Here is a 15,232-nt window from a genome sequence, read left to right on the forward strand (position 1 = left end):
GAAATGCTTTTGCAAACCGAATAGCCTCATCATAAGTTTCTTCATAAAGTCCGACATTATATTGCTTGTCCCAATCATCAGGGATGTCCATCAGACATACCGCTCGATCGGCAATTCCCTGATGCATAAGAGCTGTAGCCTGTTTAAACATCTGCGGTTTAAGATGAACATCAGGAATTACTAATATCTTCATACCATCATACCTTCTTATACTAACCTTCCTTTTTCGCTACAGAAGCAAAATAGGTATACTTATTTCTTGCCTGTGATTCCCCTGCAAATGCCTCCTGTAAATTCTTCTCTGTCTGTGTTCCTGCATATTTGTTTGCTGCCATCTCTTTTACCTCCGTTTTCTTTACTACTTTTTCAAAATCTGATGCCGGGTGCTTGCACAAAGGACATATAAAGTCATCTGGTAATTCCTCGCCTACATATTCATATCCGCAAATTCTGCAACGCCATATTGTCTGACTGTCCTCTGTTTTTCCAACCTCCTGTGGCTTAGGCTTAATATTATTCTGATAATAATCATATGTTACTGAAGGAACATTGCTTAAAACTTCCATATCGGTTATCTCACCGATAAACATCGTATGTGAACCCAAGTCCTCTGTTTTAGTAACTGTCACAGAAATGTATGCATTTGTACCTTCTGTAATATAATAAATACCATTTGTGCCCCTAGCACACTGCTCAAAGGCTTCAAACTTATTGGTATCTCTTCCTGATTGGAAGCCAAAATGTTTAAACAATTCAAATTGTGCCTTCTGACTTAAGACTGATACAGTAAATTTTCCGGTTCTTTGAATCATATCATGCGTATAATTTGCCTTATTTACACAGATACTTAACTGGTTTGGTTCCGAAGCTGCCTGAATGGCTGTATTAATGATGCATCCGTTATCTTTTTCTGCTTCTTTAGCGGTCAATATAAACAGTCCATAACTCAACTTATACATTGCTTTCCTATCCATGCTGTTCCTCCTTTACCTTCTCCCTGCATTTCGGGCAAATGCCTTTAAATGAAATATCATAATCCACAAATTCAATTCCATGAGTGTTATGAATTCTTTCCAGCAAATCCGGTATTTGATCCATATCCACATCAAAAATTTCACCGCACTTTATACATCTTACATGGTAATGATTTTTCAATGTAAAATCAAATCGGTTCGGTCCATTCGGAACTTCAACCTTTCTTAATGCACCTTCCTCTACCAATATATCAAGATTTCTATATACCGTTCCTTTTCCAATTGTTGGATATGCTTCTTTTATAAATTCATACACTTCATTTGCCGTAACGTGTCTTCTCATTTCGTATACGGTATTTCTTACGAGATCTTTTTGAATGGTATTTCTCCTACTTGTCATTCGTCCTCCTTATTAGGATTAGTTCTTAATAAGGATTATATACCACCATCATCCTGTTGTCAATAAAAATAGTAATAATTCTCATTATTATAAAAGCTGCCAAACTGAGCATCTTTTACCTGAATAACTATTTTATTTTGCGTTCAAATACATATTCTGAATCTGAAGATAAATCAGACCTAAACGAATATCCGAGTCTGTCAAATTTCTGAATCTCCACCGGATTTTCAATATTATTTTCCGCTATGAATCTGACCATTTCACCACGAGCCATCTTGGCATAGGTACCTTTTGTTACCAATTTATCTCCGGATAACTCACAAAATACAATCGTAATATATCTGTCCTGTGATGTCAGATACTTTTCTATACATTTTGAGTATTCTTTTGATGCAAGATTAATGATAATCCTCCTGTCATCGATTATTGAGCGGTATAACAATTCTCCCCAGTACTCATACAGATTTTTTGCATCTCCAATTCCAACCTTTGCCTGCATTTCAAGACGATAAGGAGTCACACCATCCATTGGTTTTAAAATGCCATAAAACGCGGACAAGATTCTTAAATGATTTTGCAAATACTCAAACTGCTGGATTTCAAACACAGATGGTGCCATATATTGAAATGCAATCCCTTCATATGCTAAAACAGCCGGAGTAAGCCTGTTATAAAGATCCATATTTTCCAATCTGTTAAAGTTCTGCTCTGCAATCTTGTCATTACATTTCCAGATAGCTTTCAGTTCTTCTTTTGATTTGCTTTTCATCCAGTTTAATACTTCTGCTGTCTTATCAATATAGACAGGCAGTTCAACCGGTGCTAAGTTATCGGTATCTACAATCATCTTTTTTGCAGGTGATAAAATAATCTTCATTATGCCAATTCCTTAAGCATATTTTCAGGATCATCTGCCGCCTTGACTTTATCATTTGCCTTTATAATGATTCCCTGCTCATCAATAAGATATGTAGTTCTTACTACACCCATAGATACTTTTCCATAATTTTTCTTTTCTTTCCAGACATCATATGCTTCAATAACTTTACGCTCCGGATCTGCTAATAGCGTAAATGCCAGTCCGTATTTTTCTTCAAATCTCTTGTGAGACGCTACAGAGTCCTTGCTTACTCCGAGAATAACAGCTCCCTTCTCAGTAAACTGTGGATAACGCTCAGAAAAGCCACATGCCTGCTTCGTACATCCTGGTGTATTATCCTTTGGATAAAAATATAAGATCACTTTTTTTCCTGCATAATCGCTTAATTTATGCATTTCTCCATTCTGATCCGGCAATTCAAAGTCCGGTGCTTTTTTTCCTAACTCTAACATTTACTATTCCTCCGCTTTTGTATTTTCCACCTGTTTTCTTGTTCTTTTATTACCTGAAATCATTTTATGTCCCGTATACATAGACATGATCATACATATAAGAGTGCTACACGCAAAATACCTATGACCTGATTTGGATCCTTTATATCCAGTATAAAAAGTTCCAATCATAGTAATTAACGCTCCGATTGACCAATACTTATGTGCTTTCATTTTATACCTCCAAATTGATTAAGCTGTTTCCAAAATAAATATCTCTGGATCATTAACAATATTATACATTCCATCCATTACTTTTGACAAGCAGGGAAAGAAAAATACTCAATCCAAATACAAAAGGATGTATCACGATAATTCTTGCATTACCTTGACGCATCCTTTCGTGTTGTATTTTTTTATTCTTCTTTTCATTATTTTTTAATTTACAGATACCCTGCGTCATTGTTCCCATTTGGCAGAATGTATACCAGGTTCGTGGCTTATATGCCTTAGACACTGTGCTGTTTGGCTCATAAACCTCAACCTCCTTGTGCTTAGAGTATATGAAATTTTAGCTTTATCTTGTAAGTTTGCGAATATCCGTATAAACAAAAAAGCCCTTTGAGAAAAGGATTTTTCCTCTCTCAAAGGGCAAGTTGGCAAACAGGAAGTTTTGCATACGTTATTCTTCTAATATTTTTGTAGGGTTCGCATAGAAAAAGTGTTACAGACTTTTTCTCACAGTCTCCAATCCCATGTAACCATCACCAGTGTTAAAACCTTTCATTGCCAACTCCTCCATTTCTTTGAATTTTATGATTTAATCTTCTTTGATGGTTACAGTGTATATCAATAGGTGGGGTATAAAAATCCCTGCTCTTTTATACTGCTATCCTTCTAAGACAAAAGGCCCAGAATACTTTTTCCTGAGCCTTTCCATCCTGTTGTTTTCAATTATAGATAAAGCTATTATGCAACATTCTGATTCTCATCATCTAGTTGAGGTAAATCTTCATCGCTACCAATTGCTTTTAAACCTAACATTGTTACCGTCACTCCCAAAGCTAATGTTACAACTCCCCCAATCGTCTTGAACACTCGCTCATGAAATTTCTGCTGCTGTAAATATAATTCCGTTATTTTATCAGCTTCTTCCATCATTTTTTCAGAAAATTCCCTTCTTTCCTCCTCTGTTAAGTTTTCTTGTTCCAGCTGATTTGCGAAGGTCTCAAGAACATACTGATGTGCATGAACTGCTTGTTCATATTCTTCTTTATTTGTTTCTAAAATTGTTTTGCATAACTGTGTATAATTTTCTATTGCTGATTCCACAAACTCTACATATACTGGGAACTGCTTTATTATTTCAAGCGCCACTTCCTTTTCCATATATGGAATCATAGATGTAAACTCCATCACTTTATCCTTTGTTAAATTTCGAAATGATTCAATTTTTAACGCTTTTTTTACAGCTTCTTCTGAATGATATCTTTTTCTTATTTTCTTTTCCATGATTATGTTCCTACTTTGCTTCTTTGCGAATGGTGCCAATTTTTTTGTCACTTCTGGTATCTCTTCCATTTTTGTTTCTAATAGTCCCCGGTGGAAGACCATGCTTCTTTTCAAATGTTCCTACTCTACAATCACTTCTAGTTTTCCTCATGTTTTTTCTTCCTTTCATAATTCCGTATCAACAATGCACTTGTTGTTTACTGATGCTTCAAGTATAATAAAATCTATAAAGAAAATACACGCACAGCATGTGGACTTAACACCTGATAATTCTCATGTTCGGCGATATACGGGGAGGTTATTCTCATGGGGAAACAATCTACAAGAGAAAATAAAACAATTTATCAGATTTGCCGGGAAGAAGCCGGTCTTACCAGATTAGAAGCCAGCGAAAAAATGACTGCTGTTTCTGATTCTAAAATTGAAAAATTTGAATATGAAATGCAGGAACCTACACCTTATGATATTATCCAGATGGCAGACGCTTACGGGCGACCAGATCTCTGCAATTATTACTGCTCTCATAAATGCGAAATCGGTCACCGTTATGTCCCGGAAGTCGAAGTTTCTGACTTGTCCAATATAATCCTGGAAACCATTGCCAGTCTGAATGAGATTAATCCTCTTACCACACGTCTGATCCAGATTGCCCGTGACGGTAAGATCAGTGATGATGAGATCAAGGATTTTGCTTTTATCAGCAACAAACTGGATGAAATTTCTCTGGCAATAGATTCTCTGAATCTCTGGGTTGATAAAACAGCCGGAGAGCAGGGACTAAACATCGAATTGCTCAGAGAAGAAAAAAAGAAACAGAAATAAGTATGAAAAAACAAGGCAGCGAACCTATTTATGGTTCACTGCCTCTTTCCTTTACATATGCTGTAACTGGTTTATGATGTATTCCGTTCTGCGGATAGCTTCTTCCACCTGATGTCTGGCATTATTGATTCGATCCTGCACCATCCAATCCACAACAAATCCATCAAAAAAATAATCTGCAAAGGATAAGAAGTCTCCAGTATTGATGTTTAAATTACAAGCCACGTTCACATCATTTAATTCCCTACTGAAATTACGAAGATCATATTTCGCCTGTTCCATATTTTGTCTTGCCTGATCCATCTTGGAGTGTTTCAACATCGTAGAAAAGAATCCACCGCCAAACATATCCACCAAGCCCCAATTCTTTGCACTGTTCAGGTTCTCTTTTGCTGTCCGAAGACTACTTAACGCACGTTGTCCTGCTTCAATCGCTTCTCGTTTCTCTTTTTCTATATCATATCCCATAATTTCTTCCCTCCTCGTATTTTTATGAGTTAGATGATATAAGTGCAATGATTCCGCCGATGATCAACAATGGAAGTGCAATATAAATCAATCCGCCAACAACCATTCCTATCAAAATCACCGGGAAAAATACAACTGTACAGAGCAGCTTTAAGATTCCCCAGGATGCTTTTACACCAAATATAAAAAATTTTCCAATAAACCAAATCATGCATATAGCAAATAATAACGATAACATATTCTACTCCTTCTGACTCCTGTTATGATTTGAATCATTCATTTTTTTGATTGTTTACTTGATATAAACTCAGATGTATTTCTCACACCGATTTTACTACTGAATTCTGGGTTCTTCTCTATTTTTTCAATCATCCGAATTATCCTTATTCTCTGTGCTGTATCCATCTGCTCACCTCATTCTAACAGTTCTGCCTTTTGATATTGTCAGTATAACCGGATAACTTTTCAAAATATATACCTAATACAAAGAATTGAACATATGTAATTCTCAATTTTCGAGGAATAGTTGTTCCTCCTGTTCTTTCATCAAAATTCTTCATCACGGAATGCTTCCAGATATTCATCAATAAGATCCAAATTAACTAACACAATTCGTTTGACATGGTATACTGCTCTGGCATCTTTCGCTAACTGTTAGAGTATATGAAGTTTTGGCTTTATCTTGTAGTTTGCGAATATCCGTATAAATGAAAAGTCTAATCCCCCAGCTATGCTGGGGGATTAGACTTTTCATTTAGCTTGTTTCCTGACTACTCAGGAAAAATATTTCTACCCTCGCCCCACCTGTATTTTCAGAATTCGAAAGTTTAATACCTCCACCATATTTTTCAGCCACAGTTTTTGCAAAAATAGTCCCATCCCATAATGGGCTTCGCCATTTCTACTTGTGTCATCCATAAAAAACTGCTCTGTGCCATGCAATAATGCTTCTTTTGTAAATCCTGATCCGCTATCCTCCACAATGAATGTCAGCCGGCCATCCTGCTCCTTTGCGTCAATATAAATGATTCCATTTTCTTTTGTATGCTCCACTGCATTCTGAATCACATTCATTACGGCTCGGAACATTGGATCATAAGCAATCGTTACCTTTTTATCACTTTGTCCCGCCTTCCAATCTATTTTCTGGTGATAGATTTCTACCAGTCCGAGTGCCTGTTCCTTTATATCTGCGAAAAAATCTTCTAACCTCACCGTTGTATAGGTAACATCACTGCAATTCCATGATTTTGTGACATCTATCAACTGTTTTACATAACTTTGTATCTGTGTTGTGCCGTTCAAAACATAAGTGATATTATTCTTCTGTTCTGTGGTCAGTTCAGTCTCTGAAAGTAGTTCTGCATTTCCCCGTACAATCGTAAGAGGTGTTTTAATATCATGCGCCAAAGCAGACATCTGTTGTTTCTTTTCCTGCTCTGTTTTCCACTGCTTTTCTAAAGATTCTCGCAATGCATCTCGCATATCATCGATTGCCGATAAACAGTCATCAAACTCTTTGATACCGGAACAGGATGTCTCATATTCCAGATTTTGATCCTTTATTTGTCTGATTGCGTCTAATACAGGCTGCATCTGCTTTTTGATTCTTTTTCCAAAACGTATGGACGGAATGATGATAATCGCTACCGCTCCAATCACTGACATAATACTCATCACATTCTGTGGTCCTATAAAATGCTCCCTCAAAAAAGCTGAATGATATTGAGGTGTCAGGCGATATTGCAATACAACATATTCATTTTCCCTTACAATTACTTTATAAAAATATTTCCCGGATGCGTTTCCGTACTTTGCAACATTCCATGCTATCTGTTCGTATTGTTCTGACAGATCTCCACCTATTTTCTCTCCATTCTCTGAAAAGATTACATAATCACAAAGTGCGGGAATCATCTCAGCAGTCACTTTATCTGCACGTAGAATCGTATCATATGCTTCATTAATCTTTTGCTCTGCATAATTTGCCGGATAAATACAGCCCACACTAATCAAAAGGCACAGCAGCAGATAAGCAACAATCACCAAACCAACTAATGATCCAAGCATGACCAGTACATATCTCATAAAAATCCTGCTGAGTGCATTGCTTCTCTTTACTCTTCCCATTTATATCCAATCCCCCAGACTGTTTTTATCGGCATATAATCATAATCCGCAAATTTTGCTCTTATATTTTTGATATGCGTGATTATAGTACTGTCATTACTCTCATTGTCAAAGCCAAAGACCGCTTCCAATATCTGTTCCTTTGAGAAAACCTGTCCTCTGTTTTTAGCCAGAAATTCACAGATTTCGTACTCTGCTTTCGTAAACGGAAGTTCTTTATCATCCATCAACAGTTTCTTTTGAGACATCTGAATGCAGACTCTCCCTAAAACCATCCGGACAGAATGTTCCCTGTGCTCTCTTCTAAGATGTGCATTGATCCTTGCCCGAAGTTCCATCACTCCAAATGGCTTTGAAATATAATCATCTGCTCCTAAAGAAAGTCCGTTTACCAGACTGTTTTCCTCCGTTTTTGCCGTAAGAAACAAAATCGGACAATCCACAAGTGCCCTGATTCTTTTGCATAATTCGAAGCCATCAATTCCAGGCATCATAATGTCCAGTAAAATCAGGTCATAACGATGTAATTCTTCCATATTAATTTTTAGTGGATTACTTACTTTGGTAACCAGATGTCCATCCTTATTCAAAATGCTTTCTATCATTTCCAAAATTGCCGGTTCATCATCAACTGCCAGTATTTTTGCCATAGTTTCCCTCGATTCTATTCCGATATTCTGTTTCCTTCCCAGTGGTTTACCCACCAAAAATAGTATACCATACTAATCCCTGTAAATATTAAGCAACCTGGTATGAATGACAACCATTCACCTACACTAGTTTCTCCCAATACAGATTGCAGATAAGTATATGGTACTCTACCCGTCCAGCAGACAAATACATATTTCCACACATAATCTCCAAGTCCGGTAAGCATCAATGCACTAATTAGTCCTGATATAATCCCTGCTCCAATGGATACCCCTTTTCCAAACTGAAAAGCCAGAATCAGCTGCCACAGATAAAGTGGAACACTGCTTCCCCACAGCAGCAATGCTGCAAATATACATCCTTTCATGATTTCGATATCGCTTGATGCGATTCTTCCAAATCCAATTCCGAATATGATTGCTGTCAATAGGATAGAGCACAGACACAAAACCAGTAGCATCAACAGTTTCGATAAAAATGCTGCAGGTTTATCCGGTAAAGACAACAGATTTTGAAAATCACCTGCATTTTGTTCCTGTTCCATCACACTTGCTGTAAAAATTCCAATAAGTACCGGAAGTCCTGCTCCTATTGCCTGATAAAATGCAATCACTTTCATATTTTCATTCCATGGTGAAAAAAAGTAATATATTAAAAATATAACGCTGGTTATAATCGGAATCAGTAAGTGTGCCAGAATCACAGATGTTCCTTTCATCTTTCGCAAGTCTGCATTAAGAGATCTTCCAATCATCTTATTTCACCTCTCTTCTCTCAAACCATTTCAAAAACAGAACCGTTACAAAAACAAACCAGATGATTGAGAGACACATTCCCGGAACAATGACTCCCGTATCCAAAAGAGGATTCCCTGCTTCTGCGGCAAGTCCATTTGGTAAAACATGAAGCAACGGCACATCATTCGCATAGGGATTGCAGAAACAAGTACATACCAGATTCTGGTTTGTGATATTACCACACCGCTGACGGTAATAAACAGGCAGACGAACAGGTTTACAATCATTCCAAATCGTTCACTTAAAAATAAAGCTACCGGAATCTCCCATAACTCAGAAACCGTCAGAAACAATACTGCAATCAACGCTCCTCCAACTGGAACATGTGTCGTTAGAAGAAAGCCTCCAAGCGTTGCTCCTGCAAACACAATCACATTAGAAAACAAAATCATGTACCCAATATAAATAATTTTCCCCAGCAACAATTTTCTTCTATCTGTGGGAATAGTCATTAAATGATAGTATTTTATCTTTTTCTCCTGCGCCACAGAAAGATAACAAAATAGAGCAATCATCCCCGGCAGCAAAAGTGTATACCACCAGTTCCAAACACTTTCTGCATAAGCATTTGTCATCCCAAGAGTAAATATAAATGCCATGACAAATGTAAGAAGAGGAAATCCCCAGATAAACTTTTTTCGCATGGTTCTTTTGGCTTTTTGATGTTCTGCTTTTATAATATTAACCATGGATTTCACCTGCTTTCTGGTTTTTTCTTACCACATTCATAAACAAATCTTCAAGATTATCTCCCTGCTTTAATGCTCCTTCGTATCCTAAGATTCCACCTGAAATAATCCCGACTTTATCTGCAAGTAACTGTACCTCTGAGAGAATATGACTGGAGAGAATTACAGTGATTCCCTGTTCCGGAAAAGACCGGATCAGCTCTCGTAATTCCTCGATGCCTATTGGATCTAATCCATTCGTAGGTTCATCCAATATCAAAAGTTCCGGTTCTCCAAGCAATGCCATTGCAATGCCTAGTCTTTGCTTCATTCCCAAAGAAAACTGTCCTGCTTTCTTCTTTCCGGTGTTTGTAAGTGATACAATCTGCAAGACCTCATCAATTCTGTTTTCATCTGTACCAAGCAATAATTGTCTTACCTTCAAATTCTCTCTGGCGGAAAGATTTTCATAAATAGGCGGATTCTCAATTAACGCTCCTATTTTTGATAAATCTTTCCTATCCCAAAGTTTTCCATCAAAGTAAATCTTTCCTGCAGTTGGTTTCATCATACCAGTCAACATTTTCAATGTGGTAGATTTTCCCGCACCATTCGGTCCAAGCAGTCCATAAATCTGTTTCTTTTCTATATTAAGTGAAACATTATTTACCGCTTTCTGCTTTCTAAAATATTTACACAAATTTTGTGTCTGCAACATCATTTCCATCTTTACTATCCTTCCTTCCATATTTCATTTCTTACTGAAATATAACCTAACAGAAAAAAATAAAGATTTGATGAAGATTGCTAAATAATTCGTCTACTCTATTTTTATTCTCGTATGGAATAAACCATCATTAATAAGGGTAAGATCACTGGTGCAGTTGACATTGACAATATGTATGAATTTGCTTCTTCACACTGCAATGATTTCAAGGATCTCCGCGATGATGAGGACATTGTTATCAATCGGGAGTGGATCCTTAACAAACTTGCCGAAGCAGAAAACGAATAGTATATTTGGTGGCTACACCCCCAAGCCCCTGTAGAATCAATAACGCCGGTACTGGATATCAAAATCCCGCACCGCGTTATTAATTGTAATTCTTTTTTCTACTCAAATAAACAGCTTATCTGCCCTACAAACTTGAAGTTAACGATTTCTTTTTCCGGTATTCTCTGTCCCACGGATTTCCTCATGATAGAAATAATCTACAATCACCGGATGCCCCTGCGGGACTCTGCCATAAGGCATTTCATTATCCACAAAGGCACAATCATACTTCTTAGCCATTTCCTCAGCTTTTACTTCAAGTGCTTCAAAGTAGCTGCGGTTATGCTTGTTATAGATCTCGTCGTAAAGTGGTACAAGATCAGGATATTTTCCGGCGATATAATCCATAATTGTCTTTTTGAAACCGCCGCGAAGATTGAGATTTTCGAGCCAGAACAGATCGCACTGATCCTTTACCCGCTCAAAGATTACTTCAAAATTCGTGATACCGGGAAATACCGGGGATACGAAACAGACTGTACGGATACCTGCCTCATATACCTGCTTCATAGCAGCGATACGGTGCTCAATGCTCGAAGCAGAATCCATATCGTTCTTGAAATTTTCATCTAGTGTGTTGATCGACCATGAAACGGTTACACGTCCAAGCTTCTTCAACAAATCAATATCCCGTACCACAAGATCCGACTTTGTGCAGATCAGAATATCTGCGTCACTGCCGATCAGCTGCTCCAGAAGTTTTCTGGTATTCCCGAATTGCTCCTCCTGTGGATTGTAGCCATCTGTCACAGAACCGATGACCACCCGCTGTCCGACATATTTCTTCGGATTTTTAATTTCCGGCCAATGCTTCACATCAAGGAAAGTGCCCCATTCCTCCTTGTGCCCGGTAAAGCGCTTCATAAAAGAGGCATAGCAATACTTGCAGGCATGTGTACAGCCCACATAGGGATTGACCGAGTAACCGCCTACCGGCAGACTAGACTTAGTCATGATGTTCTTTGTTTCCACCTCACGAATGAGGATTCCATTTATTACTTCTTCCATGATTTCTGTACCTCTAACACTTTATTAAATTCTTCCGGCATTTCCTGAATCATATTTTCATCCCCTATGATAGGGACAAGATCTTCCTTCATAAACACCGGAATGCCGAGCTTATGTGCCTGGTCCGTCAGAGACCATGCCCATTCCGGCTCCGTATGAATCTTCCTACTCTGAGCTCCGGTCATGGTGCCGACAACGATCCAATTGATTCCGGAAAGGTCAACTGTGCCGGGATCATCGAATAACGGCTCAAAGGTAACATGGTAATGTTTTGCTCTGACGTTTTTCCGAAGGGCGTCGATACGCCACCGTTCTGCTTTCCTCGTCACCGTAACGCCAAACCATGCGTTTTCCAGATCGGTATCAAAATCCAGCAAATCAGGTCGCTTGCTAAGGAACAGGAACTGATGCTGTGGATTTTCACGGATCTTTGCAAATACCTCGTCTCTCCATTCCGGCTTCCATCCAGAGAAATCGCTCATCCCAGTAAGAAGAAAGTTCTGCGGACGTTTCTTTTCCATCATCTTGAGCTTACCCGGAAAGAATTCAGGGTCAGCGAAATCATCAATCATATGCCAGCGTTTCACGTTGTTGCGGGCATAGCAATATGTACACCCCACTGTGCAGCCAATGACGATATTCATGTTCTGAATCTGATCTTTGATACAAATACTCATGACTTCTGCCACTCCTCAAGATTCTTTCTGATGCGGTCGAGGCATTCCTCAAACCGGGTAATTTCTTTCTCTGAAAAACCTTTGTAGTAAATACTGCCCATCTCATCAGATACAGAATCGTACTCGCCCTTTAAGGCATGTGCTTTCTCAGTCAGAAATAGGAGCGTTTTCCTTTTGTCCGTTTCAGACTGAACACGGCTTATCAGCCCTTGATTTTCCATTCTTTCCAGCATCGTAGTAAGAGATGTTATCGCTAATCCGCATTTAGTCGAGAGTGACCTGATTGAAATACCATCCTTCTGCCACAGCACATAAAGAATACGCCCCTGGGCTCCATTAAATGCATCAATATTCTTTTCACTGAGAATCTTCTCGAAAATCCGGTCTCCAAGCTGTTTTATTTTGGTAACAAGAAATCCTCCATTCATTTCCATGCAAAAGCTCCTATATAGTAGTTTATTAAAAACATACTATATAGGAGCTTTATTGTCAACAGTTTATATATCTTAATAGGTAAATTCCGTTTTTTTCAATTCTCCAAACTTGAATTTTCAAATTAGTCTTTGCAAATAACCTTTGAACCGTCACCGTCAATTACAATTCCCTGACAGTTGTTAATTGGGCATAGATTCAAATCCGAAAACTCAGTCATTATTTTCTCGGTAACTTTCTTAAATGGTGCTGTAAGATAATGCGGAAGAACATAGAAATCAATCAAAGCAAGCCCTGCATCATCTTCTTGTGAGTAGTCCTCCGGCTTTTCATCCATTTGCTGGATATATTGGATGCTTGGAGCGCATATAATTGCGCCTGCCGACTCGCCGATCATCAATTTTCCATTTGCCAATTCCTTTTTCAGCAGCCCATCAGTTCCCGTTTTACGGAGCCGGTCCATAAGAAAAAAAGAATTTCCGCCGGTAAAATATATCACATCTGCATCTTCAAAAACAGACTGTATCGTTGAATAAGCCTCCGTTGAAATATCAATTTCAGTTACGATTGCTCCCAACTTTTTGAATAATTTTCGAGCCGAGCCGACATAACCGGTGTAGCCTTCACGCAGCGAAGCTGTTGGAATAAATGCGACTTTCTTATTTTCAATTTCTTCCTTTATCAGACTTCCTACACTTGAAAAATGCGAACATAAAAATAGTTTCATCAATATTCTCCTTTATAAATTCAGATTTTCTCAATTCTCCAAACTTCGATTTGCACTTCAAATCGTTTTCTTCATTCTATCACAGCATCTATTATTCTGTCATCAATCTTTCGAACCAAGTATCCATGACAATAATAAACTGGCTTGCCCCTTTCCACTCTTGCAGCATTTCATCCAGAGTTTTGTGTTTTGCAAAAAGAAAAACTGCAACAGCAGATAGCTTCCGAAGAAGAAGCAATAAGCAGCTTGAAAGAAAAATTAAAAGATCTGGATACTGCCGATCAGAATGTTGATGCCATTCTTCAGATGCAGATTCCAGAAGCAGCGAGATCAAAAACCAAAGATCTCGAACGATAACTATCACAAAACGAAGGAGGAACTATTACATGACACAAGAAGAATTTAATGTTGTATTTGAACTTCAAATGAGGAAATGTGCTGATATCCTGGCACATAAAAAGAAAGAATATACCGGTGACAATATTGACCGCCTCAGTGCATTCAAGATTGCTGCCGCTTTACAAAACTGCGATCCAAAAGCAGCACTGGCCGGTATGATGTCGAAACATGTCGTATCCCTTTACGATATGTGTTATTCCACTCTGTTACATTTTGACATGGAACAGTGGGATGAAAAGATCACAGACTGCATCAATTATCTGATTCTTTTAAAAGCTCTGGTAAAGGAGGAACAGGCCTATGGATCACATTGAAACAGCTATCTTACCGTGGTGAGATCCATGCCATTATCAGTAACGTGAGCACATCTTCTCAGACCATTCATAAAGACACACGCGTCGGTCAGCTGGTAATCACACCAGTCGTGATCGCAGACTTTGTCCTGGACCTTGGTGAAGGACGAGGAACTGGGGCATTTGGAAGTACAGGAGAATAATACTATGATTACATTTGGAAGAAAATTAAAACACTTAAGACAGAAAAATCATCTTACTCAGAAAGAACTTGGCATGGCTGTTGGCTTTCCCGACAGCTGTGCCGATGTCCGGATTGCTCAGTACGAAAGCGATGTCCGAACACCGAAAGAGGATCTTATGAAACTCTTCGCATCAACACTCGGTGTTCCGGTTGAACTCTTTACCGTACCGGTACTCTCAGAACCCAGAGAGTATGAGGCCGCGGAGTATTGGAGGTATGAACTTGGGGCAGAGTTGGGTTGATTTTTCCCCGCTAGCTAAAAAACGTCTGCGTAAAACGAATTTGTTTTATGCAGACATTTTCTCTAACTTTGATTTAGAAAATTTATACAGCAATGATTGCCGGAATGACAAGACAGAACCACGTCCTAATATTTCCTGAATATCCGTGGAAATAATATACTCTTCATTTAAAAGAGCTAATCTGAATTTATCTAAAATCATTTCCCGATTCTGGGAGTCACCAACATAATACACCTTCATTTTTTTGCAACTTGTTACTAAAAATTGCATCAGAAAATTTCTATTACCCTTATACATAATAGTATTAGTTATATCTTCTTCCGGATTCATTGCTTCTTCTGTTAAAGCGACTGATCAGAGAATAGCTCAAATCACCAGTGAGCTGAGTACACAGAAAGTCATTCAAAAACACTGCGATTCTTA

General features: G+C 38.3%; 19 protein-coding genes and 6 pseudogenes. 5 read left to right on the forward strand and 20 right to left on the reverse strand.

What is annotated here, in order from left to right; genetic code table 11:
• The 7 genes and pseudogenes from DXA55_RS05760 to DXA55_RS05795 form a co-directional block, all read right to left on the reverse strand.
• Window positions 1-193 (reverse strand): annotated as a pseudogene (locus DXA55_RS05760) (metallophosphoesterase); the annotation flags it as partial.
• 160 nt (window positions 194-353) lie between these two features.
• Window positions 354-974, reverse strand: a pseudogene (locus DXA55_RS18070) (flavin reductase); the annotation flags it as partial.
• Entirely contained in the window at window positions 967-1,374 is a 408-nt protein-coding gene (locus DXA55_RS05770) for a Fur family transcriptional regulator (protein ID WP_055225693.1), read from the reverse strand. The gene DXA55_RS05770 and the pseudogene DXA55_RS18070, both read right to left, overlap by 8 nt.
• 127 nt (window positions 1,375-1,501) lie before the next feature.
• Window positions 1,502-2,251 (reverse strand): peroxide stress protein YaaA, encoded by a 750-nt coding sequence (gene yaaA, locus DXA55_RS05775; protein WP_055267392.1) that lies wholly within the window; start codon window positions 2,249-2,251, stop codon window positions 1,502-1,504.
• On the reverse strand, window positions 2,251-2,706 hold the full coding sequence (bcp, locus tag DXA55_RS05780) for a thioredoxin-dependent thiol peroxidase (protein ID WP_021737556.1): 456 nt from the start codon (window positions 2,704-2,706) through the stop codon (window positions 2,251-2,253). The genes yaaA and bcp overlap by 1 nt, the downstream gene beginning before the upstream one ends.
• A gap of 3 nt (window positions 2,707-2,709) precedes the next feature.
• A complete protein-coding gene (locus DXA55_RS17585; RefSeq protein ID WP_021737557.1) occupies window positions 2,710-2,919 on the reverse strand; it encodes a DUF6219 family protein in 210 nt (69 codons plus the stop codon).
• 735 nt (window positions 2,920-3,654) lie between these two features.
• Complete coding sequence (locus DXA55_RS05795; RefSeq protein WP_172680796.1) at window positions 3,655-4,311, reverse strand: hypothetical protein; 657 nt, start codon at window positions 4,309-4,311, stop codon at window positions 3,655-3,657.
• A 192-nt stretch (window positions 4,312-4,503) separates the two neighbouring features.
• Here DXA55_RS05795 and DXA55_RS05800 point away from each other — a divergent pair, with 192 nt between their 5' ends.
• Complete coding sequence (locus DXA55_RS05800) at window positions 4,504-5,019, forward strand: helix-turn-helix domain-containing protein (RefSeq protein ID WP_055182202.1); 516 nt, start codon at window positions 4,504-4,506, stop codon at window positions 5,017-5,019.
• 51 nt (window positions 5,020-5,070) lie between these two features.
• Here the strand turns inward: DXA55_RS05800 and DXA55_RS05805 are convergent, their stop codons facing one another.
• From DXA55_RS05805 to DXA55_RS05855, 12 genes and pseudogenes are all read right to left on the reverse strand, one after another.
• Complete coding sequence (locus DXA55_RS05805) at window positions 5,071-5,487, reverse strand: hypothetical protein (RefSeq protein WP_055225697.1); 417 nt, start codon at window positions 5,485-5,487, stop codon at window positions 5,071-5,073.
• Between the two features lie 22 nt (window positions 5,488-5,509).
• Window positions 5,510-5,725: a hypothetical protein gene (locus DXA55_RS05810; RefSeq protein WP_055221652.1), complete on the reverse strand. Its 216-nt coding sequence runs from the start codon at window positions 5,723-5,725 to the stop codon at window positions 5,510-5,512.
• A 308-nt stretch (window positions 5,726-6,033) separates the two neighbouring features.
• Window positions 6,034-6,129: pseudogene (locus tag DXA55_RS17590) on the reverse strand (DUF6462 family protein); the annotation flags it as partial.
• A 112-nt stretch (window positions 6,130-6,241) separates the two neighbouring features.
• A pseudogene (locus DXA55_RS05815) lies at window positions 6,242-7,617 on the reverse strand (sensor histidine kinase).
• Window positions 7,605-8,267, reverse strand: coding sequence for a response regulator transcription factor (locus DXA55_RS05820; RefSeq protein WP_015512795.1), 663 nt, complete (start codon window positions 8,265-8,267; stop codon window positions 7,605-7,607). The pseudogene DXA55_RS05815 and the gene DXA55_RS05820 overlap by 13 nt, the downstream one beginning before the upstream one ends.
• A gap of 14 nt (window positions 8,268-8,281) precedes the next feature.
• Window positions 8,282-9,022, reverse strand: a complete 741-nt coding sequence (locus tag DXA55_RS05825; protein ID WP_005330844.1) for a lantibiotic immunity ABC transporter MutG family permease subunit — start codon at window positions 9,020-9,022, stop codon at window positions 8,282-8,284.
• A 1-nt stretch (window position 9,023) separates the two neighbouring features.
• Window positions 9,024-9,754, reverse strand: a pseudogene (locus DXA55_RS05830) (lantibiotic immunity ABC transporter MutE/EpiE family permease subunit).
• Window positions 9,747-10,460, reverse strand: coding sequence for a lantibiotic protection ABC transporter ATP-binding protein (locus tag DXA55_RS05835; protein ID WP_055225704.1), 714 nt, complete (start codon window positions 10,458-10,460; stop codon window positions 9,747-9,749). The pseudogene DXA55_RS05830 and the gene DXA55_RS05835 overlap by 8 nt, the downstream one beginning before the upstream one ends.
• 426 nt (window positions 10,461-10,886) lie before the next feature.
• The gene (locus DXA55_RS05840) at window positions 10,887-11,795 is read right to left on the reverse strand and encodes a radical SAM mobile pair protein B (protein ID WP_117813315.1); all 909 of its coding nucleotides are present in this window, start codon (window positions 11,793-11,795) and stop codon (window positions 10,887-10,889) included.
• Window positions 11,783-12,472 carry a radical SAM mobile pair protein A gene (locus DXA55_RS05845; RefSeq protein WP_117813317.1) on the reverse strand — a complete coding sequence of 230 codons (690 nt, stop codon included), beginning with the start codon at window positions 12,470-12,472 and terminating at the stop codon, window positions 11,783-11,785. The genes DXA55_RS05840 and DXA55_RS05845 overlap by 13 nt, the downstream gene beginning before the upstream one ends.
• Complete coding sequence (locus DXA55_RS05850) at window positions 12,469-12,906, reverse strand: radical SAM mobile pair system MarR family transcriptional regulator (protein WP_117813319.1); 438 nt, start codon at window positions 12,904-12,906, stop codon at window positions 12,469-12,471. The genes DXA55_RS05845 and DXA55_RS05850 overlap by 4 nt, the downstream gene beginning before the upstream one ends.
• Window positions 12,907-13,028: 122 nt before the next feature.
• On the reverse strand, window positions 13,029-13,631 hold the full coding sequence (locus tag DXA55_RS05855; protein ID WP_117813321.1) for a Type 1 glutamine amidotransferase-like domain-containing protein: 603 nt from the start codon (window positions 13,629-13,631) through the stop codon (window positions 13,029-13,031).
• 189 nt (window positions 13,632-13,820) lie between these two features.
• Here DXA55_RS05855 and DXA55_RS05860 point away from each other — a divergent pair, with 189 nt between their 5' ends.
• The 4 genes and pseudogenes from DXA55_RS05860 to DXA55_RS05875 all read left to right on the forward strand — a co-directional run bounded on the left by DXA55_RS05860 (window position 13,821) and on the right by DXA55_RS05875 (window position 14,809).
• On the forward strand, window positions 13,821-13,988 hold the full coding sequence (locus tag DXA55_RS05860; protein ID WP_242998373.1) for a hypothetical protein: 168 nt from the start codon (window positions 13,821-13,823) through the stop codon (window positions 13,986-13,988).
• A gap of 29 nt (window positions 13,989-14,017) precedes the next feature.
• Entirely contained in the window at window positions 14,018-14,344 is a 327-nt protein-coding gene (locus DXA55_RS05865; protein WP_029471619.1) for a hypothetical protein, read from the forward strand.
• 8 nt (window positions 14,345-14,352) lie between these two features.
• Window positions 14,353-14,526 (forward strand): annotated as a pseudogene (locus DXA55_RS05870) (dUTP diphosphatase); the annotation flags it as partial.
• A gap of 4 nt (window positions 14,527-14,530) precedes the next feature.
• Window positions 14,531-14,809: a helix-turn-helix domain-containing protein gene (locus tag DXA55_RS05875; protein WP_092072478.1), complete on the forward strand. Its 279-nt coding sequence runs from the start codon at window positions 14,531-14,533 to the stop codon at window positions 14,807-14,809.
• A 45-nt stretch (window positions 14,810-14,854) separates the two neighbouring features.
• Here DXA55_RS05875 and DXA55_RS17265 read toward each other — a convergent pair whose 3' ends face one another.
• Window positions 14,855-15,139 (reverse strand): hypothetical protein, encoded by a 285-nt coding sequence (locus DXA55_RS17265; protein ID WP_199605753.1) that lies wholly within the window; start codon window positions 15,137-15,139, stop codon window positions 14,855-14,857.
• Window positions 15,140-15,232 lie beyond the last annotated feature (93 nt).

This window comes from Blautia sp. OF03-13 (assembly GCF_003460685.1).
In the GTDB taxonomy this organism is placed as follows: domain Bacteria; phylum Bacillota; class Clostridia; order Lachnospirales; family Lachnospiraceae; genus Fusicatenibacter; species Fusicatenibacter saccharivorans.

Excerpts from the sequence above, each read along its gene's own strand:
- DXA55_RS05770 (WP_055225693.1), bottom strand. The coding sequence starts at position 1,374 with ATGACAAGTAGGAGAAATACCATTCAAAAAGATCTCGTAAGAAATACC.
- yaaA (WP_055267392.1), bottom strand. The coding sequence starts at position 2,251 with ATGAAGATTATTTTATCACCTGCAAAAAAGATGATTGTAGATACCGAT.
- bcp (WP_021737556.1), bottom strand. The coding sequence starts at position 2,706 with ATGTTAGAGTTAGGAAAAAAAGCACCGGACTTTGAATTGCCGGATCAG.
- DXA55_RS17585 (WP_021737557.1), bottom strand. The coding sequence starts at position 2,919 with ATGAAAGCACATAAGTATTGGTCAATCGGAGCGTTAATTACTATGATT.
- DXA55_RS05800 (WP_055182202.1), top strand. The coding sequence starts at position 4,504 with ATGGGGAAACAATCTACAAGAGAAAATAAAACAATTTATCAGATTTGC.
- DXA55_RS05805 (WP_055225697.1), bottom strand. The coding sequence starts at position 5,487 with ATGGGATATGATATAGAAAAAGAGAAACGAGAAGCGATTGAAGCAGGA.
- DXA55_RS05810 (WP_055221652.1), bottom strand. The coding sequence starts at position 5,725 with ATGTTATCGTTATTATTTGCTATATGCATGATTTGGTTTATTGGAAAA.
- DXA55_RS05820 (WP_015512795.1), bottom strand. The coding sequence starts at position 8,267 with ATGGCAAAAATACTGGCAGTTGATGATGAACCGGCAATTTTGGAAATG.
- DXA55_RS05825 (WP_005330844.1), bottom strand. The coding sequence starts at position 9,022 with ATGATTGGAAGATCTCTTAATGCAGACTTGCGAAAGATGAAAGGAACA.
- DXA55_RS05835 (WP_055225704.1), bottom strand. The coding sequence starts at position 10,460 with ATGGAAATGATGTTGCAGACACAAAATTTGTGTAAATATTTTAGAAAG.
- DXA55_RS05840 (WP_117813315.1), bottom strand. The coding sequence starts at position 11,795 with ATGGAAGAAGTAATAAATGGAATCCTCATTCGTGAGGTGGAAACAAAG.
- DXA55_RS05845 (WP_117813317.1), bottom strand. The coding sequence starts at position 12,472 with ATGAGTATTTGTATCAAAGATCAGATTCAGAACATGAATATCGTCATT.
- DXA55_RS05850 (WP_117813319.1), bottom strand. The coding sequence starts at position 12,906 with ATGGAAATGAATGGAGGATTTCTTGTTACCAAAATAAAACAGCTTGGA.
- DXA55_RS05855 (WP_117813321.1), bottom strand. The coding sequence starts at position 13,631 with ATGAAACTATTTTTATGTTCGCATTTTTCAAGTGTAGGAAGTCTGATA.
- DXA55_RS05865 (WP_029471619.1), top strand. The coding sequence starts at position 14,018 with ATGACACAAGAAGAATTTAATGTTGTATTTGAACTTCAAATGAGGAAA.
- DXA55_RS05875 (WP_092072478.1), top strand. The coding sequence starts at position 14,531 with ATGATTACATTTGGAAGAAAATTAAAACACTTAAGACAGAAAAATCAT.
- DXA55_RS17265 (WP_199605753.1), bottom strand. The coding sequence starts at position 15,139 with ATGAATCCGGAAGAAGATATAACTAATACTATTATGTATAAGGGTAAT.